At 57.3% G+C, this 20,285-nt stretch carries 19 protein-coding genes; 15 read left to right on the forward strand and 4 right to left on the reverse strand.

Features of this window, described 5'->3' with window-relative positions:
• Positions 1–20: 20 nt before the first annotated feature.
• The 14 genes from ACZ9W6_RS14225 (at position 21) to ACZ9W6_RS14290 (ending at position 12,890) form a co-directional block, all read left to right on the forward strand.
• Positions 21–203 (forward strand): hypothetical protein, encoded by a 183-nt coding sequence (locus ACZ9W6_RS14225; protein WP_465191825.1) that lies wholly within the window; start codon positions 21–23, stop codon positions 201–203.
• Positions 200–1,210, forward strand: coding sequence for a threonine-phosphate decarboxylase CobD (gene cobD, locus ACZ9W6_RS14230; RefSeq protein WP_465191826.1), 1,011 nt, complete (start codon positions 200–202; stop codon positions 1,208–1,210). The genes ACZ9W6_RS14225 and cobD overlap by 4 nt, the downstream gene beginning before the upstream one ends.
• Positions 1,207–2,088, forward strand: a complete 882-nt coding sequence (locus ACZ9W6_RS14235) for a cobalamin-binding protein (RefSeq protein ID WP_465191827.1) — start codon at positions 1,207–1,209, stop codon at positions 2,086–2,088. Before cobD ends, ACZ9W6_RS14235 begins: the two co-directional genes overlap by 4 nt.
• Positions 2,089–2,091: 3 nt before the next feature.
• Positions 2,092–2,919, forward strand: coding sequence for an ABC transporter substrate-binding protein (locus ACZ9W6_RS14240; protein ID WP_465191828.1), 828 nt, complete (start codon positions 2,092–2,094; stop codon positions 2,917–2,919).
• Positions 2,916–4,358 carry a cobyric acid synthase gene (locus ACZ9W6_RS14245; RefSeq protein WP_465191829.1) on the forward strand — a complete coding sequence of 481 codons (1,443 nt, stop codon included), beginning with the start codon at positions 2,916–2,918 and terminating at the stop codon, positions 4,356–4,358. The genes ACZ9W6_RS14240 and ACZ9W6_RS14245 overlap by 4 nt, the downstream gene beginning before the upstream one ends.
• A gap of 272 nt (positions 4,359–4,630) precedes the next feature.
• The gene (locus ACZ9W6_RS14250; RefSeq protein ID WP_465191830.1) at positions 4,631–5,782 is read left to right on the forward strand and encodes a hypothetical protein; all 1,152 of its coding nucleotides are present in this window, start codon (positions 4,631–4,633) and stop codon (positions 5,780–5,782) included.
• The gene (locus ACZ9W6_RS14255; RefSeq protein ID WP_465191831.1) at positions 5,779–6,837 is read left to right on the forward strand and encodes a hypothetical protein; all 1,059 of its coding nucleotides are present in this window, start codon (positions 5,779–5,781) and stop codon (positions 6,835–6,837) included. Before ACZ9W6_RS14250 ends, ACZ9W6_RS14255 begins: the two co-directional genes overlap by 4 nt.
• Positions 6,838–7,639: 802 nt before the next feature.
• A complete protein-coding gene (locus tag ACZ9W6_RS14260; protein WP_465191832.1) occupies positions 7,640–8,827 on the forward strand; it encodes a lytic polysaccharide monooxygenase in 1,188 nt (395 codons plus the stop codon).
• Positions 8,828–9,016: 189 nt separating this feature from the next.
• Positions 9,017–9,649: a CDP-alcohol phosphatidyltransferase family protein gene (locus tag ACZ9W6_RS14265; protein ID WP_465191833.1), complete on the forward strand. Its 633-nt coding sequence runs from the start codon at positions 9,017–9,019 to the stop codon at positions 9,647–9,649.
• The gene (locus ACZ9W6_RS14270) at positions 9,646–10,245 is read left to right on the forward strand and encodes a lysophospholipid acyltransferase family protein (RefSeq protein WP_465191834.1); all 600 of its coding nucleotides are present in this window, start codon (positions 9,646–9,648) and stop codon (positions 10,243–10,245) included. The genes ACZ9W6_RS14265 and ACZ9W6_RS14270 overlap by 4 nt, the downstream gene beginning before the upstream one ends.
• A complete protein-coding gene (locus ACZ9W6_RS14275) occupies positions 10,242–11,186 on the forward strand; it encodes a phosphatidate cytidylyltransferase (RefSeq protein ID WP_465191835.1) in 945 nt (314 codons plus the stop codon). The genes ACZ9W6_RS14270 and ACZ9W6_RS14275 overlap by 4 nt, the downstream gene beginning before the upstream one ends.
• 186 nt (positions 11,187–11,372) lie before the next feature.
• Positions 11,373–11,825 carry an acyl-CoA thioesterase gene (locus ACZ9W6_RS14280; RefSeq protein ID WP_465191836.1) on the forward strand — a complete coding sequence of 151 codons (453 nt, stop codon included), beginning with the start codon at positions 11,373–11,375 and terminating at the stop codon, positions 11,823–11,825.
• Positions 11,826–12,017: 192 nt separating this feature from the next.
• Positions 12,018–12,461, forward strand: coding sequence for an N-acetyltransferase family protein (locus tag ACZ9W6_RS14285; protein ID WP_465191837.1), 444 nt, complete (start codon positions 12,018–12,020; stop codon positions 12,459–12,461).
• Positions 12,462–12,536: 75 nt separating this feature from the next.
• On the forward strand, positions 12,537–12,890 hold the full coding sequence (locus tag ACZ9W6_RS14290) for a DUF1304 domain-containing protein (protein ID WP_465191838.1): 354 nt from the start codon (positions 12,537–12,539) through the stop codon (positions 12,888–12,890).
• Positions 12,891–12,952: 62 nt separating this feature from the next.
• Here ACZ9W6_RS14290 and ACZ9W6_RS14295 read toward each other — a convergent pair whose 3' ends face one another.
• A complete protein-coding gene (locus ACZ9W6_RS14295) occupies positions 12,953–13,558 on the reverse strand; it encodes a class I SAM-dependent methyltransferase (RefSeq protein ID WP_465191839.1) in 606 nt (201 codons plus the stop codon).
• A gap of 399 nt (positions 13,559–13,957) precedes the next feature.
• On the opposite strand from ACZ9W6_RS14295, the gene ACZ9W6_RS14300 reads away from it, so the two are divergent.
• A complete protein-coding gene (locus tag ACZ9W6_RS14300) occupies positions 13,958–15,328 on the forward strand; it encodes a peptide MFS transporter (RefSeq protein WP_465191840.1) in 1,371 nt (456 codons plus the stop codon).
• A gap of 105 nt (positions 15,329–15,433) precedes the next feature.
• Here ACZ9W6_RS14300 and ACZ9W6_RS14305 read toward each other — a convergent pair whose 3' ends face one another.
• The 3 genes from ACZ9W6_RS14305 to ACZ9W6_RS14315 form a co-directional block, all read right to left on the reverse strand.
• On the reverse strand, positions 15,434–16,195 hold the full coding sequence (locus tag ACZ9W6_RS14305) for a substrate-binding periplasmic protein (RefSeq protein WP_465191841.1): 762 nt from the start codon (positions 16,193–16,195) through the stop codon (positions 15,434–15,436).
• Positions 16,196–16,276: 81 nt separating this feature from the next.
• Positions 16,277–17,581 (reverse strand): McrC family protein, encoded by a 1,305-nt coding sequence (locus tag ACZ9W6_RS14310; protein WP_465191842.1) that lies wholly within the window; start codon positions 17,579–17,581, stop codon positions 16,277–16,279.
• Entirely contained in the window at positions 17,578–20,097 is a 2,520-nt protein-coding gene (locus ACZ9W6_RS14315) for an McrB family protein (RefSeq protein ID WP_465191843.1), read from the reverse strand. Before ACZ9W6_RS14315 ends, ACZ9W6_RS14310 begins: the two co-directional genes overlap by 4 nt.
• Positions 20,098–20,285 lie beyond the last annotated feature (188 nt).

Here is a 20,285-nt window from a genome sequence, read left to right on the forward strand (position 1 = left end):
GACCGACAAAGGAAATCGCGATGAGTAGACCCGATCGTCAAGACCAGTTCGCCCAGCTGCTGCTGAGCATGCTGCCCACCCTGTTGCTGCTACTGGCCGGCAGCGCCGCCGCGGCCTACTGGCTGATTGGCGCGGGTGCACTGTTCGCGCTGGTGCCGTTTGTCATCCTGCTGGGCTGGGCCGTCACCAAACGCAAGACATGACCGAACTGAAACCCGTACACGGCGGCAATCTGAATGCCGCCATCGCCCGTTTTGGCGGCGAGGCGGCCGACTGGCTGGACCTCTCCGCCGCGCTAAATCCCGCGCCCTACCCGCTGCCCGACATCGCCGCGCAGCTGTGGCACACGCTGCCGCAGGCTGATGCCGCCTTTATCGCCGCCGCTTGCGACTACTACGGCGCGGCCAAGCTTCTGCCCGTTGCCGGCAGCCAGGCGGCGATTCAGGCGCTGCCGCGATTACGCGAGCGCGGCACGGTCGCCGTTGCCCACCCGAGTTATGCCGAACACGGCTGGCGCTGGGCACGCAGCGGCCACGCTGTCACGCGCTATCCGCACGCAGAACTCGCCGCGCAAGCTGGCCAGGTCGATGTGCTGATTCTGTGCAACCCCGACAACCCGAGCGGCCAAGGTTGGCCGCAAGATCAGGTGCTGGACATGGCGACAAAGCAAGCCGCACGCGGCGGCTGGCTGGTGGTGGACGAGGCGTTTGCCGATGTCTGCCCCGAAGTGTCTGTCACCGGCCATGCGGCCAACCTTGATGGCCTGATCGTGCTGCGCAGCGTCGGCAAATTCTTTGGCCTTGCCGGTTTGCGCCTGGGCTTTGTCGCCGCCCAGCCTGCCATCCTGCAGGCGCTGGATGAAGAGCTCGGCCCATGGACGATACCCGCCGCCGTGATGTCGCTTGCCACCGCCGCGCTGGCTGACAAACACTGGCAAGCACAAGCGCGTGCCGACCTTGCCGCCCGCCACACGCGGCTGTGCGCACTGTTAAAAGAACACGGCCTGCCGCATGACGGCTGCCATCTGTTTGCCGGCGGTGTATTCCCGCACGCCGCCGCGCTGCAAAACCACCTCGCCGGCCAGCACATCTGGTGCCGGCTGTTTACCGAACCGGCAGCACGTTTCCGCCTCGGGCTGCCGGCTACCGAACATCATTGGCAAAGCTTGGCCGCCGCGCTGGCCAGCTTTCACCCGAAAGACCCGCTATGAAATCCATCCTGCTGCTGGCCAGCGCCCTCTTTGCGGCCAACGTTGCCGCCGCACCGCTTACCGTCACCGACGACGACGGCCAGAAAGTCACCCTCGCCGCACCGGCCAAACGCGTGATCAGCCTCGCACCGCATGTCACCGAACTGGTGTTCGCGGCCGGCGGCGGCAAACAGCTGATCGGCGTCGATGAAAACAGCGACTTCCCTGCCGCCGCCAAGGGCATCGCCAAAGTCGGCAGCTTTCGCGGCATTGATCTGGAACGCATCATCGCCGCCAAGCCGGATTTGCTGATTGTCTGGCTGCACGGCCCAGCAGCGCGCCAGCTGGAGCCGCTGAAAAAACTTGGCATCCCGCTGTTTTACAGCGAGCCCAAGCGCATGAGCGATATCGCCAGCAGCCTGCGCCGCCTCGGTGTGCTGATGGGCAGCAGCGCCATGGCCGAAGCGGCAGCGAAAAAATACGAGGCGGAACTCGCCGCACTGCGTAGCGCCAATGCCAGCAAGGCCAAACTGCGCGTGTTTTACCAGGTGTGGCACAAGCCGCTGTACACGCTGAGTAAGCAACACATCGTCAACGACGCCATCGAGCTGTGCGGCGGGCAGAACATCTTTGCCGACCTGCCTGTCACCGCGCCGGTGGTCAGCGACGAGGCGGTAATTGCGGCCAACCCTCAGGTGATGATCTCGGCCGGCATGAAAAAGCAGGATGATCTGTTAGGCCGCTGGGGCCAGATTCGCGCCATCAGCGCCGTGGCGCAAAACCAGCTGTACCAGATCGACGGCGACATCCTTAACCGCCCGACGCCACGTTTCCTGCAAGGCACCCGTGCCGTGTGCGACAGCCTCGACAAAGCCCGCGCCGTCTACCAGAAGAAATAAGCCATGAGCCACTACCAACGCATTGCCTGCCTGTGTACCGAGGCGGTTGAAACCCTCTACCTCTTGGGCGCGCAAGACCTCGTCGCCGGCATCTCCGGCTTTACCGTCTACCCGCCCGAGGCGCGCAAGGACAAGCCCAAGATCAGCGGTTTTTCCACCGGCAAGCTGGAAAAAATCCTCGCCGTACAGCCAGACCTCGTCGTTGCCTTCTCCAGCCTGCAAAGCGACATCCTGAAAGAAGTCGCCGCCGCTGGGGTCGATATCCAGCATTTCAACCATCATGATCTCGCCGGCGTGCTGCGCATGGTGCGCGTGCTGGGCAGCCTGACCGGCAAAGATGAAGCGGCTGAAACGTTGGCCGCAAGCCTGCAAGCCAGCATCGATGCCGCCCGCGCCGAAGCCGCGGCCAACGATGCCGCTGGCAAGCCGCGCCCGCTGGTTTACTTCGAAGAGTGGCCAGACCCTATCATCACCGGCATCGGCTGGGTGGGCGAGCTGATAGCACTTGCCGGTGGCCGTGACGCCTTTGCCGAACTCGCCATCCACAAACGCGCCAAAGAACGCATCCTCGCCGACCATCGTGAGGTTGCCGCCCGCAAGCCGGATCTGATCGTCGGCAGCTGGTGCGGCAAGCGCTTCCAGCCCGACACCGTGGTGGTGCGCGAGGGCTGGCAAGACGTGCCGGCGGTGCAAAACTACGATCGTGGCCACATCATCGAGATCAAGTCCTGCGACATCCTCGCCCCCGGCCCGACGCTGATCAGCCGTGGCCTGCCACAGCTGCAGGCGCTGATCCGCCAGTGGCATGAAGACCGCGAGGCAACACGATGAAGCCCTGGCCCTACCCTACGCTGATGGTGCAAGGCTGCACCTCGGACGCCGGCAAAAGCACCGTCGTCGCCGCGCTGTGCCGCCTGCTCTCTGACGCTGGCTACCGCGTCGCCCCGTTCAAGCCGCAGAATATGGCGCTCAACAGCGCCGTCACCGAAGACGGTGGCGAAATCGGCCGCGCTCAGGCGCTGCAAGCCATCGCCGCCCGCGTGCCGCCGCACACCGACATGAATCCGGTGCTGCTCAAGCCCAGCTCCGACACCGGCGCGCAAGTCATCATCCACGGCAAGGTGCGCGCCGACATGAACGCGCGCGACTACCACCAGTACAAAACCACGGCCATGAGCGCGGTGCTCGAATCCTACGCGCGGCTGCAGGCCAAGTACGACGTGGTGATGGTGGAAGGCGCAGGCAGCCCGGCCGAGATCAATCTGCGCGAGCGCGACATCGCCAATATGGGCTTTGCCGAGGCAGTGGATTGTCCGGTGATTCTGGTGGCCGACATCGACAAGGGCGGCGTGTTTGCCCACCTCGTCGGCACACTGGCTTGCCTCAGCGAATCCGAGCGTAATCGGGTGATCGGCTTTGTCATCAACAAATTCCGTGGCGACATCAGCCTGTTGCAAGGCGGGCTGGACTGGATCGAGGCGCAAACCGGCAAGCCGGTGCTGGCGGTGCTGCCCATGCTGCACGGCCTGATGCTGGACGCCGAAGACGCGGTGCAAAGCCAGCAAGAACGCGGCGACTTCAACATCGTGGTGCCGGTACTGCCGCGCATCAGCAACCACACCGACTTCGACGCCCTGCGCGCCCACCCCGGCGTGAACCTGCATTTCGTCGGCCCCGACGCACCCAAGCCGCCGGCTGACCTTGTCATCCTGCCCGGCAGCAAAAACACCCGCGCCGACCTGGCATTTTTGCAGGCGCAAGGTTGGCCGCAATACCTGCAACGCCACCTGCGCTACGGCGGCAAGCTGCTCGGCATCTGCGGCGGCTACCAGATGCTGGGCCAGCACATCCACGACCCGCTAGGCGTGGAAGGCAAAGCAGGCAGCAGCGCAGGGCTCGGCTATCTGGCCATCGACACCACGCTTGCCGCCGACAAAACCCTCACCCAGCGCCAGGGCCGCTTTGTGAACGCGGCGGCCAAGGTCACCGGCTACGAAATCCACATGGGCATCAGCCACGGGCCGGATTGCGAGCGGCCGGTATTCATGCTGGACGACGGCAGTGTAGACGGCGCCGTCAGCCCCGACGGCATGGTGATGGGCAGCTATCTGCATGGCCTGTTCGACCACCCTGACGCATGTCAAACGCTATTGAAATGGGCTGGCATGGATAATGCCGAGGGGGTAGACTTGGCCGCGCTGCGCGAAACCAGCATTGCAAGGCTGGCGAAGGCGAGTGAGGAATTGGTGCGGAGGTTGGCGGGCGATTAAACCGGTTTTGGGTAGGTTGGCGCTGACCGCAGTGAAACCCAACGCTGACCGCGTGGTTTGCGGTTACTGACTTGCTGTTGACTTGCTGTTGACTTGCTCGTGCTGTGAATGTTGGGCTTCGCAGGCTCAGCCCAACCTACGGCCCTAATGTAGGGCCTACGTCGGCGCGCCTTGGGTCAGGTACTATGCGAGGCTTTGTTAACGCCCCTTAACATTTAATCAACAGTTAAGCACAATCCACGCAGGCAAATCAAAATCAATTAGGAAAAGCAATGGAATTTCATATTATAAGCTCTTTAGAAGATAAAAAATCAGAATGCACTTCTTTACTCGTAGAAATGCCCGTCAAATCATACCTAGAATTAATAAAGAAACCATTTGCCAGCGGGGGCGGAATTGACGGTCAAAGAGAAACATTAAATACAAGCTCAGCTAGAAGAATTCGCGACCACTTAGTCAGCGACATACAAAGTGGCGCAATAATTCCACCACCTGTAATTGGAGTGGTCACTGATGGTAACAAAAATATAAATCTTAACTTGACTGATTTTTTAAATAGCAACGACAACCTATCCATTATAGATGGAATGCAAAGAACAACCGCTCTAAAAGATGCTTGCAAAGAGTCGCCACATGTAGAAAACCATGTTATGCGCGTGGAATTTTGGATTGCAGCAAGTACAAATCCACTCTTATATCGAATGCTAGTCCTTAATACTGGACAAGTACCATGGAACACAAGGCGACAAGTTGAAGTTGTTTTTGGGTCATTAAAAAAAGAAATCTCAGCTGCCTTGCCAGACATCTGCATATTAGAAATAAATGACACAGAACGAAGAAAAAAAGCTGGCGAATTTCAAGCGGATGTAATAATAGAACAATACCTAATTTATGGCACCAAAACAGAAAAAATAGAAACGAAAGAAAGGCTGGCAGATGAATTCATTAGACTAGATTTAATTGAAAACACATCTCGGGAGGAAATTACCCCCGGATTTATTGACGTACTAGATGCAACAATTAAGCTAGACACTCAGTTTTCACGTGTATCCAATGAATTAAACGGTAGATTTTCTTCAGGAAAATCTTTATTTGGAAGTAGAACATTTATTTCAGGATTCACGGCTGCTGCCGCACAGCATTTAATGGGGAGACCTGGTATGGATCTACCCATGGAAATACAAGAATCTCGCAGAAAAAAATTTAAGCTCGGATACAACTCACTAAACAATAAACTAATAGCAATGAACAATGATGAACTATTTGAATTTTTAATGCTTCCGGAATTAAATGAAAAAATAGCAAAGATACCAAAAGGTAAGATTGGCGACGAAGAGAGATCATTTTTTAAAGATGCCTTTAAGGCTCTATTTGATGAGAATTTCGAAATTCCAAGTATGCTTGTTTGCTGGGCAAATGCATGAACACCAATTTCATAGCTCTAAACAAAAATATATTTTCAAAATGCAAAAATGAGATAAAAAACTATGGGATAGAAATACTGTCAGATAACGACCTATACATAAAAACGAATAAAACATACAAATCAGCACTAATAAAGCACCTTACTGAAGTTGAGCGTCACAACGAAGGGGGGCTTTATTGCATTAAATTTACATACAGAGATCATGTATCATACGTCATGATCGGATTTCCAATGCATGATAAATTATCAATTAATCTAGGAAGTAATTTTTTCATCGGCGAAACCCCGCCAGAGATGATCACTTACATCATTGGGACATCCGAAATCACTCCCACCGGAGATTTAAACAGCCTTGCCAATAAGATCAGATTGCTAGATAAAAGCAAAAGCACGAATCCCATTGAAATAGATTTCAATGAAATAAAGATTCATTTCCCAACAATATTCAACATCTATGGGAAAAAGGATGAGATTAAAAATTACTCTGCAGCACAAATGCTTATCATTGCAATATCATCAACCGGAAAATCACACCCTATTTTAAATGAAAGCACACTATTAACAATTAATACAGCCTGCCAAGACTACTACGATCTAAAGTATCCTTATGAATCGCTTGTGACTGTGCTTACATCATCACACCACAAGCATGCTTACTTAGAAATATACCGAACTATTGAGAATCTATTCCCCATACCAAAATTATATGAATTTCACAAAGCAATTGAAAATAACAATATAAGCATATCTTTATTATCAGCAAAAATAGAAGAGCACCTAAGCTGGAGACCCTCCGAGGAGAAAGCCATAGAAGATCTAATGACTTCTATAACAAAAACAGCCTCTTATAGAACTCTAGCTAGCATCATAGCTAGCATTAACACAGAGAATATTACACCCCACAAATACATATACAAACTAAGAAATTCATTAGTTCATTTTCGAGCGATTTTTACCAAACCAAACCTTTCGCCAACCCAATGGAATTTATTAATTAGCTCATTTTTGGAAGTTTCATTTGAACTATACAAAAAGCATAAAGAAATAATTTAAGATCCGCTTGTGAGACACTATCGCCCCAAGGCTCTCGGTGAGTGACACCGCTGATTTCTAAAATACCCGCTTTTCCGTCAAGTCCGTAAGGCGGGTCTATCGCCAATTCACTCGGTGCGGTACCCGACCTCGATCCGTCACCCCTTCGGGGTAATACCCTCGCTGGTCTCATCCCGCGGGTATGGCCTTGCGGCCAACCCGCCCTACCGCTACCACTTTTAAATAAATGAAAAGTTTTTTTATCAAGTTTCCAACTGCAATTACGATAATTCTCGCAACACTAATATTGCTAATGATGACTGTGTTATCGGAAAGAAAATTGATTGATTACTCCGGCAACAACTGGATAATTATGGCGGTAACACTCATTGTTTCGAAATGGGTTGATCGTTTTCGATCAAAATTCATTTAAACAATTCGGATTTATTGATATTACCAATACGGTAGCTTGGGCTGAGCCTCCCAAGCCCCACGCTTACCGCGATCCTCTCAAAAAGCTTGGCCGCAAGACCTCACAGGTTTGCGGCCAGCCTTTTTGGCGAATGCTGCGACACCCGCGCTGCCCCACCCCATGCTTGCCTTCTCTTGCCTATGCGGCCTGCCAGCACAGCAGCCATGCCAAGGCTGCATCTCATCTGCATCCCAAACCGGGCACAACCAATCACCTTGCAAGCCCGAATTCATTCTACATTTTTCGATTTAAAATAAACCCGTCTACTTGATATCATATGTTTTGAATTGCGCTGCGGGCATGCTGTTTACCTGGCTCGTGGCATTCACCCACCCTTGCAAAGGTAAGCACATGAAACCTCGCATTCTCGCGCTGTTGCTGGCCGCTATCGGCGGCTCGGCTTATGCCCATGGCACGATGGAAGTGCCGATCAACCGCACTTATGCCTGCTTCAAGGAAGGCCCGGAGTCGCCGAAGTCGGCGGCTTGCCAGGAGGCGCGCCGTGTTGGCGGCAGCCAGGCTCTGTATGACCGGAACGGGATCAACCAGAATCCGCCGGGTGACAATCACCAGTCGGTGGTGCCGGATGGCAAGCTGTGCGCCGGCGGGCAAGAGCTGTTCAAGGGCTTTAATCTGCCGCGCAGCGACTGGCAGGCCAGCAATATCGTGCCGGATGCACGTGGCCAGTTCGAGTTTCTGTACAAGGCCACCGCGCCGCATGCCACCAAGTATTTCCTGTTTTACGTGACCAAAAACGGCTGGAACCCGAACCAGCCGCTGAAGTGGTCTGACCTTGAGCTATTTGGCACGTACAACGGCAACCCGCCGCTGGATGCGCAGCGCCGCTATCGCATGAATCTGAAGCTGCCGGCCAACAAGAACGGCCGCCATATCATCTTTAATGTGTGGAAGCGTTCTGACAGCGAAGAGGCGTTCTATTCTTGCTCGGACGTGAATTTCGCCAGCGGCAATACCGTGCCGGAGCCGCCACCGGTAGCCAACCCGTGGCGCGAAGCGGGTGATTTGAGCGCGCGCGAAAACCTGCCGGCCAACAGCACGGTGACGCTGCGGGTGTTTGATGCCAAGGGGCAGGATGTCGAGCGTCATCGCATTGTGGTGACTGCCAGCAGCGGCCAGATGGCCAACTGGCCGTTCGAGCTGGCCGGCAAGGTCAACACCAGCTCGCAGATCGTGCGCGTGGGTGTGATTGCCAGCCAGCAGCGCAATATCAGCATCACCCCGCTGCGTCAGGCTATCGGCAACCGCGTGTTCTTCCACGAACAGTTTGCCGGCCACAGCTTTGCCGTGGATATCGAAAAAGCCGGCACTACCCCGCCGCCAGTCGCCCCGCCGGTGACGCCTCCGGTAACACCGCCAACTGGCGAGGTGGTGAGCTGGAGCGAGGGCCAGAGCTTCAAGCGCGACCAGGTCGTGCTGCATCAGGGCAAGCGCTACCGCTGCCTGCAGTCGCACACCGCGTGGAAAGGCGCGGGCTGGACGCCAAACAGCCAGCCGGCTTTGTGGTCCTTGCAGAAGTAAACACCGGCAATACCTTGCCGGCTTGAAAAAGGTTGGCCGCATGCCTTGTCAGCTTGCGGCCAACCTTGTCAGCTCGACACCGGCTGCCCCAAGCCGCATGTCATCGACACACATCAAGCTGTTATCATGTCGGGCGTTTTTCCACGTTGTACGGCAGCCCGCTGCCTACGCCTGATACGGATGCCTGACATGAGTACCACCCCCGACAACCGCCGCCCGATCAAGACCCGCGCCAGCCTGTGGGCGCAAACTGCGGCCCGCTGGTTGGCGCAGCACGACATCAGCCCGAACCAGATTTCGGTGTTCAGCATCCTGTTTGCCGCCAACGGCGCGGCGGCGCTGTACTGGCAGCCGGGCGCGGGCGGGCTGTTGCTGTGTGCCTTGTGCATTCAGGCGCGGCTGATCTGCAACTTGCTGGATGGCATGGTAGCTGTCGAGCACGGCAAGCAGTCGGCGTTGGGCGCGCTGTACAACGAAATGCCGGACCGCGTGGCCGATACGCTGTTTCTGCTGGCGCTGGGCTATGCGGCCAACCTGCCGGCGCTGGGCTGGCTGGCGGCACTGGCCGCCGCGTTGACTGCCTATGTGCGGGTGTTTGGCGGCGCGCTGGGCCTGGCGCAGGATTTTCGCGGGCCAATGGCCAAGCAGCACCGCATGGCGGTGATGACGCTGGCCTGCCTGGCCGCCATCGCCGAGCTGGCGTGGCTAGGCTCGCTGCACAGCCTGAGCGTAGGGGTAGCGGTGATTGCCGCAGGCGGGCTGCTGACCTGCCTCACCCGCACCCGCGCCATCGCGCGGCAACTGCAAGGGCCGCAAGCATGAGCTGGCTGCTGCCCCGTTTGCTGATCGGGCTGGTGCGTCTGCTGGTGGGCGCGCCGGCACGCTGGATCGGCCCACCACCTGCAGGCCGCCAGCGCATCTACTTTGCCAATCACAGCAGCCATATCGACACACTGGCCTTATGGACTGCCCTGCCGGCCGAGGCGCGGCGGCACACCCGCGCGGTCGCGGCTGCCGATTACTGGCAAAAAGATGCGCTGCGCCGCCGCATTGCCACACAGGGGCTGAACGCGGTGTTCATCAACCGCCACGGCGGCGATGGCGACCCGCTGCAACCGTTGATGACGGCATTGGCAGCGGGTGATTCGCTGATCATTTTCCCCGAGGGCACGCGCCGGCCGCAGGCGGTGCCGGGCGAATTCAAGTCGGGGCTGTTTCATCTGGCGCAGCGTTTTCCCGAGGTCGAGCTGGTGCCGGTGTATCTGGAAAACCTGCATCGCTGCCTGCCCAAGGGCAGCCTGTTTCCGGTGCCGCTGATCTGCACCGTGCGTTTTGGTGCGCCCTTGCCGCGTATAGCGGGCGAGGCCAAGGCCGATTTTCTGGCGCGATCCCGCGCCGCCATTCTGGAGTTGCTATGAGTGCGCTGGACAAATTCTGGTGGGTCTGCGGTGGTGTAGTCGCCATCCTGATGCTGTCGTCGAGTATCAGTTTCTGGCTGTCGCGCCGTGTCAGCAGCGACAGCGGCCGCGCCACGGTGCAAAACCTGAATGCGCGCATCAATGCCTGGTGGGTGATGATTGCAGTGGTGACTTTTGCCTTTTTGCTGGGCAAGGCGGCCACGATTATCCTGTTTGCGCTGATTTCGTTTTACGCGCTGCGCGAATTCCTGACGCTGACCCCGACCCGGGCCGGCGACCACCGCGCCATGTCGGTGGCGTTTTTCGGGCTGATTCCGGCGCAATATCTGCTGATCGGCTACGACTGGTACACGCTGTTTTCGATCTTCATCCCGGTATACGGCTTTTTGCTGCTGCCCACGCTGTCGGTGCTGGGTGAGGATGTGGAGAATTTTCTTGATCGCAGCGCCAAGATCCAGTGGGGGGTGATGATCACCATCTACTGCATCAGCCACGTGCCGGCGCTGCTGTTGCTGGAGATTCCGGGCTATAGCGGCCAGAACGTGCTACTGATTTTCTATTTCTTGCTGGTGGTGCAGATCAGCGATGTGCTGCAGTACGTATTCGGCAAGCTGTTTGGCAAGCACAAGATCGCGCCGATTGTCAGCCCGTCCAAAACCGTCGAAGGCTTTGTCGGCGGCACGCTGGGCGCCACGGCCATCGGTGCGGCAATGTGGTGGATCACGCCATTCAGCCCGCTGCAGGCGGGGGCGCTCGCTGCGGTGGCGGTGTTGATGGGCTTCCTGGGCGGGCTGGTGCTGTCGGCGGTGAAGCGCAGCCTGAACGCCAAAGACTGGGGCGCGATGATCAGCGGCCACGGCGGCATGATGGACAGGATGGATTCGATCAGCTTTGCCGCGCCGGTGTTCTTTCACCTGACGCGCTATTTCTTCACCCCTTGAGTCACAACAGCATCGCCCTGCCAGCTGGCCATATCCTGGCCGGCTGGCCGCACGGCTGTCGCACGGCAGCCATAGCCATCCACCTCCCCCGCCTTTAACGCCCCTGCTGACCACAGAATTGGCTTGCCATTCTGCGATGGCCGTGCAAAATAGCACGATCGTTCGGTTTTAAACGGGAGAGTTGTCTTGCAAGCCTTCAGCAAAGTTGTCGAGATTCGCTGGTCTGATATTGATGCCAACCAGCATATGCGCCACAACGCCTACGCCGATCTGTGCACGCACACGCGCATGGAATGGCTGGCCGCCGCCGGTTTTGGCATGGATGCGTTTCATACCCACGGCTTCGGGCCGGTGCTGTTTCGCGAAAGCACCGAATACCGCCGCGAAGTACATCTGGGCGAACGCCTGACGATTGATGTGCAGATAGCTGCCGCCAGCCCGGACAATAGCCGCTGGAAGATTCGCCAGCTGATGACCAAGCCCGACGGTCAAGTAGCCGCCATTTACGAAGTTGCGGGCGCATGGATGGATTTGCGCGCACGCAAGCTGATTCCGCCACCACCGGCGCTGGCGGCGATTCTGGCCGAGCTGCCGCGCTGCGCGGATTTTGAAGAGCTGCCACAGCCGCAGCATAAATGAGCCGGCACGCTCAGCCGCGAGCCTGAGCTGATATCCGGATGCTTGCGGCCAAGCTCGAAGATCGTTGGCCGCATCCCGCCAGACTGGCCGCAGGCCATTCAGACCCCGGCACAGTCTCCGAGCCAGGACACGCCGACGCAGGCAGTAGCGTCGGCTCAAGGCAAGGTCCGGGGCTTACTACAGGACTTGACCATGACTGCTGTCAGCTATCACACCGTATTGGGTACACCAGCCGCCGATTTGCTGGAAGAAATTGCCGCGCTGTCAGACATCCTGTTTGACGGTGCCAAACTGGATCACGCCTGGCGGCTGGGCCGCATGCCTGATGTCAGCGTGTTTCTGGCGCAGCAAGGCGGGAAATTGATTGCCTTCAAGGCCGGCTATGCGATTGGCGAGAGCCGCTATTACAGCTGGCTGGGCGGCGTGCATCCGGCGTTTCGCAATGCCGGAGTCGCGCACGAGCTGACTTGCCGACAGCACGACTGGTTGCGCAGCCAGGGCTTTAGCGTGGTGGAGACCTCCAGCCGCAGCGAAAACCCGGTGATGGCGCGGGTCAACAGCAAGAACGGCTTCAGCATTGTCGGCACCAAACAGCAGCCGCATGGTTTGCAGATCTTGTGGAGCAAGACGCTGTAAACCGCCAAGCCTCACCACATAATGCGCGGTCATCACTGCCCTACCCCCCTTTAACCGCCCCTTGCCGGAGTTGCCATGTCACTGCTTGCCAGCTTGCTGACTACCATCGTCGCCCTGATCCACGTTTATATCCTGGTGCTGGAGATGTTCTTGTGGACACGCCCGGCCGGCCGGCGCGCATTCGGCCTGAGCGCCGAGTTTGCCGAAGCCAGCCGTGTGCTGGCGGCCAACCAGGGGCTATATAACGGTTTTCTCGCCGCCGGACTATTGTGGAGCGTGTTGCCTCATGCGCCCGAAGGCATACGCAGCTATTTTCTTGGCTGCGTCATCGTAGCCGGCGTTTACGGCGCGGCGACGGCCAGCCGCAAGATCCTGTTCATCCAGGCACTGCCGGCGGCAGTCGCATTGGCGCTCAGCTGGCTAGGCTGAGTCTTTCCGTTACAGCTAAAAGGGCACCATCCGGGTGCCCTTTCCTCATAGCAATGTCTGGATTATTGGGGAAAGTGATCCCGTACCAGCACCATCATTTCTTCATCACTACGCTGTGATTTGCTGGCCACCGCCCACAAATCGTAGAACGGGGCTGCCCCCCGCCTCATGGTCGCAACGGTGGCAAAGCCGAAAGCCCGCAAAGTGCCGTCAAGCACAGTCCGGGTAAAACCACTGCGATGCGCCATGAACAGATTGCCATTCGCCAGCGATGCCCTATGTCCATACAGGATATCAAGCGGGCTGATCGGGCCGGCTGGGGACTGATATGCCGGATCAAGCAGGCGATCCTCGGCTACCAGCTGGCAGACAGATTGCAGGTCGGGACAGGTGATGACTGCAAAACCGTCATCCTTGAGCACACGACTGAACTCCTGCAATGCCAGCGGCACCTCATGTGCAAAAAGGTGTTCGATATTGTGACTCGAATAAACCGCATCAACCGATGCTGATGGCAATGACTGCATATTGGTCATGCTGCCAAGGTGATCAGGCTGTACCGCCGGGTCGATATCGAGGCGAACTTCCTGCCAGTCGGCGGTATTGAAACCTTTTGTCGTCTGACTCTTGAAATTGCGGCCACAGCCCGCGTGCAAAAAAATAGGCATAAACATCCGTCCGGTTAACCGCAGCCCAATGCTTTTGCGGCAATGCCTGATGTTATGCCAGTTCACCCGCCCCAAGATAGCCTTGTCATTGCAGCTGCTTGCCAGTCTTTCCTACCTGCCAGATTACCCCATTAATTCCCGCAAAGTTCGATAACAAACCATAACGAATATTTACGAAAATCAATCCATATAAAATCATCCAAAAAAGATAAATTCTGAACATTTATTACACTTTTGCGCCTTAAATTTTCGAATTCACACATTTTATTGTTGCGAAAAAGTGAAAGTGTCAGCACAATCGCCGCCCGAAAAGAAAGTCCAGCCAGATAAAAAAGGACTCGTAATTCAACTCACCACTTCAACCAGCGTGCCTTGCACGCACGAGAGAAAGACCCACCGATGTATCAACAACACCCACGCGGCTTGTACTTGCTGTTCGTGACCGAAATGTGGGAGCGCTTCAGCTACTACGGCATGCGCGCCATTTTTGTGCTGTTTATGGTGAAAGCCCTGATGTTCGACAAGGCTTATGCATCCGAAATCTACGGCAGCTACACCGGCCTCGTGTATTTCGCCCCGCTGCTGGGCGGCTATATCGCCGATCGCTATTGGGGTAATCGTCGTGCCATCATTGCCGGAGCCCTGCTGATGGCCGCCGGTCAGTTCGCCATGTTTTTTGCGGCCGCGCTATACCAGCAGCCGGCTACCGCCACCCCGCTGATGTTCGGCGGCCTGGCTTTGCTGATTGCCGGCAACGGTCTGTTCAAGCCGAATATTTCGTCCATGGTTGGCCAGTTGTACCCGGTGGGTGACAAGCGCGTGGACTCCGCCTTCACCCTGTTTTACATGGGCATCAATGCCGGCGCGCTGCTGGCACCACTGGTTTGCGGCGCACTGGGTGACACCGGCAATCCGGCCGATTTCAAATGGGGCTTTCTGGCTGCCGGTATCGGCATGCTGGTTTCGCTAGCACTGTTCCTGGCCTTCCGCAGCCGTTATCTGGTGACGCCGGAAGGCGCGGCAATCGGACTGCCACCCCAGCGCCATCACGAGTCTGGCGAGCGCATCAAGCACGCGCCGCTGACTCGGGAAGAGAAAGACCGTCTGGCTGTGATCATGCTGCTGTCGGCCTTCGTGATTTTCTTCTGGTCGGCATTCGAGCAGGCCGGTGCCTCGCTGACTTTCTTTGCCGAAGAACAGACCAATCGCGAGCTGCTGGGCTGGACCATCCCGGCCTCGTTTTTCCAGTCGATCAACCCTGTGGTGATCGTCGTTTGCGCGCCGATGTTTGCCTGGCTGTGGCTGAAGCTGGGCAGCAAGGGCCTTGAGCCGAACTCACCGATGAAAATGGCCATCGGCCTGCTACTGCTGGCTATCGGTTATCTGGTGATTGCGCTGGGCGTCAATGGCCTGGAGCCTGGCGTGAAAGTCAGCATGCTGTGGCTGATCAGTCTGTACAGCATCCACACCTTCGGCGAGCTGTGCCTGTCGCCTATCGGCCTGTCGCTGGTGGTAAAACTGTCGCCGGCCCGTCTGGTGTCGATGATGATGGGGGTGTGGTTCCTGTCCAACTCGCTGGCCAACAAGTTTGCCGGCGTGCTGTCCGGGTTGTATCCGGAAGCCGGCAAGCCGCTGCCGGTCTTCCTCGGCTATACCGTGACCAATCTGCACGACTTCTTCATGCTGTTTGTGATGATGGCCGGTGGCGCCGCACTGGTGCTGTTCCTGCTGTCGGGCAAACTGAAAAAGATGATGCACGGTCTGGGCTGATCTGCCGCCTGCACTCAAAAAACGCCGCAAGCCTCAAGGTCTGCGGCGTTTTTCATACCAGCAAGGTTGGCCGCAAACGCGGCCAACCTTGTTGCTCGGCACGGCTCAATCCAGATAATCAGCCATGCGCTGCTGATACAGCCGTTCACGCAGATTGCCGATCTTCTGCCACATGCACTGGCTGACTGCCGGATAACGGCCGGCAAACTGGCGCGAGAAAATCAGATAGTAGGCTTTCGACACGACCGGCGGTTGCAGCTTGGTCAGGTTCATATCGTTATGAATCGACAGGTAACTGTCCCCCAGCAATTCGTGGGTCGCATAGGCATCGATACGGCCCGCCTGCAGCTTCATGAAGTTTTGCTCGACAGTCTTGGCAGGCTCTGCCGGGATGCCCAGCTTGTCGAGATCATTATTGATAGACCAGCCCAGATTCGTCCCCACCTTGCGCATCAGCCCTTGCAGGGTGTGGCCATCCCATTGCAGATGATGATCCGGCCGCACATAAAACACATAACTAAGCATGGCGACGCGCTGCGCCTCGGCCGGTTTGCCATTCTGCATCGGATACAGCGCATAGGCCGCGCGCTCGGCGGTATACGACAGCAGCGCCGCACTATCCAGCTCGCTGCTTTCCACCTCTTTCAGCATGCGCACACCAGGCAAGAGCTTGAACTGCAGCCTGACATCACAGTTGGCCGCAGCCAGCTGCAATAGTTCGACCACCAACCCCGGCCGGCTGTCGGGCAGACTCTCGTCACCACGTTTGTAAGGCGGCGTCGCCTGATCACCCAGCCCTACCACCAGCGGCGTAGCAGCAAACACATGGGCACATGCCACACACAAAGCCATCTGCAAGGTCTTCACCGGCCAGCTCCAAACGCATCACCATCACCTGTCCATTATTGGTCAGAAAACATGCAGATGCGGCGCGTTTTCACGCATTTGTCACGCGGCAGATGGCCGGCATGCCGGCGGCTCCACCAAGGGCAAGACACCCGCCTCCGGCAACAACAATTCATCGTCTTCCAGATCAAACGGCAGCACGTGCAGCCTCAAGCACTCATCAAATTCGAACACCGGCAATGGCTTGGTAAAACCGCGCCAGGCCGGGTAAATCAGCGCCATGTCACCTTCGCCGCCCAGATAACGCTGGCCATAGGCAAACAGCTGGTAAAAATCTGCCTGGCTCAGACCGTATTTGTTCTGGCGGTCGCTTTCGTCCAGCCGTTTCCACTTGGTATCCAGCACCCACTGCCGTGTTCCTTGCGTGATCAGCAAATCCGGCTTGAGCTGGAACATGTTTTGCCCGTCATGGCGGCACAAGGCATGGCGGCTGGCCTGCGTCGTCAGGCTGGCACCCGTTAACAAGCTGCCCCGCAGCCAGCGCGCCACATGGTTTTCGAACAGGCGCTCCATCGGGAACAGCAAACTGATACCGCGATACTCGCCGGCCACCGCCTTGGGCATCTGCTGGTGCAGGATCAGCTCGCACCACGGCTTCACAGGCTGGTAATGCGCCATCAGCCTATCGTTGCGCCAGGCGCGAAAATCGGCGTCGATATCACGGCTAGCGGGCAAGTCTTGCAGCATGCCGGCAAGCTCGTGTGCGAGGCGCCAGTTATCGGCGTCTTGCGCCGCTTTGCATACCAGCATCAATGCGCTTTGCAGCAGGCGGTTTTCCGGTCGATCCGGCAAAAACACATCATGGCGGATCTGGAAAAAGTGCTGCCGCCCCGGCGGCTGGCGCATCTGCTTCACCACATCGAGTTGGCCGCGCAAGAAACGCTGCTCCTCCTCGATGCGCTGGTAATCAAAACGCAGGCCGCGCTTGAGCAGATGTTCCAGCGCCTGCAAGAACTGCCGCATTACCCATTCCGCCAAAGGCGCGCGATACAGCTGCAGCCCGGCCTCGGTCGTTTCCCGGCTAGCAATATCCAGCTGGCTGCTAATCAGCTTGCACAACAAGGCGCGAGCCGATACCTCGCAATCGCCCTCGTCGTGATGCTTGGGCAGGATTTCGATCACCTGCCCGCACGGGCTTTCCAGCACACCCACATGGCTATCCAGCCGCAGCCACTGCCGGCCATCCAGCTGCAATAGCTGTGCGCCGCTACGGCGAAAGCCGGCGGCCAACTGGCACAGCCAGTCGAACGCCACCTGGCTGATTTGCGCCTCATCCAGCGAGGGCTGCGCCACGTGGCTGGTGGTTAGCCGCGCGTATTCGCGCACCACGATACGCTGAAACTTCAAGTATTCGCCCCGTCAGTGACTGGCTGATCTGGCACACGCTGCCCAAGGTTGGCCGCAATGCCAAGATAGGCGTCAGGCTTAGTAAACGCACCATCGTTCAAGCGCCATTGCGGCGACTGGCGCAGCTTGTCCGCCACGCCTGAGAACAAGCTAGACACATCCAGCGACTTGTCTTCGATGATGAAGGCAGAATCCTGCGGCTTGGTCTGATCGTTCAGCACCCAGCGGATGCGCTCCCAGTCTTCAAAGAAATACTCCTGCAGCAGGGGCAGGATTTTCTGGCGGAAGATGTCGGCCAGCCCGGCCAGCGTCGGCGCAGTCTGCAAAGGCATGAAATAGGCGTGGCCGATGGTGTGGTCGCGGTCCAGCAGCACGGTGATGCGCTCATTCATCACCCGCAACATCTGGCCAATATTCACGCCCTCCACCATCACACCATCCAGCAAATCGGGGCGCGGCGGCATTTCGGTAAAGCTGAAGCGGCGGCGCAGTGCCAGATCCAGCCCCGCCAGAGAACGGTCGGCGGTGTTCATGGTGCCGATGATGTAGACATTGTCCGGCACGCTGAAGCTGTCCTTGGAATACGGCAGCGTCACCGACAGCGCCTCCTCGGCACCAGCGCGTTTGGACGGCTCGATCAGCGTGATCAGCTCGCCGAAAATTCGCGAGATATTGCCACGGTTGATTTCGTCGATGATGAGGACAAAACGCGGCCTGTGCTGCGAAGCGGATACGGGAGGCGGTGCATCAGGCAAGCCGCACTTTGCCTTGAGATAATTGAGCATGCCCTCCGCGTAAGAGTGGTGAGAGTTCACCTGATCTTTACGGCCATGATAAATCTTGCGCACACTCTCGAACGGTGTCGGGTAGGTATAGCCCTTGTCCACACTGCTGGCCGGCTGGGCAGTAAACGAGGTATCGCTGAGACTTAGCACCGTAAATGGTTTGCCTCTGGGCGTTTGCAGCGTCAACACATCCTGCTGCTCGAAATGCGACTGCAAAATTTGAATCGACTGACCGAAGACATCTTGCTGATCCAGATCAGCATGCATGGCATCGGTACAAACCTGCTTGAACACACCGTCCGCCACACGGTATTGCACCTGTCCGTTTACCGTCTCCGCTCGCAGCCCCTCGACAAAATCCTCGTAGCTGAAGCTCTGGTGGAAGGTGACAAAGCGCACGCGCTGTTCCGCGCTCAATTCGTCAAAACGAGCCTTCAACTCAGCACGTGCGGCCAGCCTTTCGCCCACAGTTGACTCGTCGTCACAATCTACCTGCTGATAAGCATCCGCAGCAGCCGGGTCGAGAATCTGCAAGGCCGCGTAAATCGTTTCGTAGGTTTTGCCGGTGCCCGGCGGGCCATAGAGAATCTGATTCAATGCCACGGCATTTGTCATTAGTCGGTCATCCTGGAAGTCATCATCGGCAGTGGATATTGCTTCATCGTCCTGCACCGTATTTCGCCGCTCTTTGGCCTTGAACAGCTGCCACAAGGCAATATTGCTTTCGGCCTCCATAGCGATATAAGAGCCAAACTTGTCTACACACTGCCGCAGCTCGGCATTCAATGCGGGCCAATCACCAGCCGGATTCACGGGCAGTTCAAAATCGCGGGCAAGGCAGCGCAGCAATTTTTCGCAATCCTGCTTATTGACGATGGTGGTGAAGCGGGTCGGCGCAAAGGCAGCAAAAACACGATGAATCACCGCGCTATAAATACGGCTGAACTGCCCGGCGGCCTTGGCTTGCGCCCATTGCTGCAACACCCGCTGATAGCAGTCGGCCGTAGGCTCTTGCATGATCTGCACTGTCAGCTCATGCAAGAATGGCTTGTTGCGCTCGAAAACTTCACGCGGCAAAAAGCCCGGGCTGACTTTGCAAACACCATTCGCCCCATCACGCCACAGCCAGATCAGTGCCGTCTCATCCAGCTCGGCACGGCCCTGTCGGATTGCTTCAGCCTCAGCCAGACGTTGTCGGTAATTGGGCAGCCACTCAGGCCGACTCTCCGCTGAGTCTTGCATGCTCCAGTCAAGATATTGCTGCAGGCTATGCTGGCCGCGGCCGATATGCCATTGCTGATCCAGCTGCTCCGCCAGCCCTGCAGGTATCTCGACACCCGAACTTTGCCCGCTCCACTTGAATGGGCGCTCGGCAGCAAGCTTTTGCAGTAACAGCATGGGCAAGATGCCCGAGGCACAATCCGGTCTGACCTCTTCCGCCGTAATGCCGATGTAAGCACGCATTTTGTCGGCATCACGCCAGTGCGCCCCCTGAAACGAAGCTTGCGTGACCGTGCCACGAGCCACCATGCCGCGCGCACCTTCACCCAGACGGATCAGATAAAAAAAATCGCCAGCCTGTGGCTGCCGCGAATGGCAAGACCAATGGGTTTCCACCCCCGCTTCGATACCGGCGTCCCCTCCCTCGTTTGCATGCTTCGGGTTCCACGACAGCAGCCAGTAACGGGGTGCCTTTTTCGATTCTGCTTTGTTTTCTACACTTATCTGCATCTGGCGGACTTCAGTAATTTGCCGTGAGCACCACGGCGACAACGGAAAGGGATTATCCGGCAGCACTTCATCAATCGCTGCGCGGCAAATGGCGTGCACTGTGCCACAGCTTGCTCAGAGCGCGAAATTGTAAAAAACAAGCATCAACAGGCCATCCGCGACCCGAGGAGCTCATTATCAGTACGGCC

Source organism: Vogesella lacus (genome assembly GCF_979366295.1).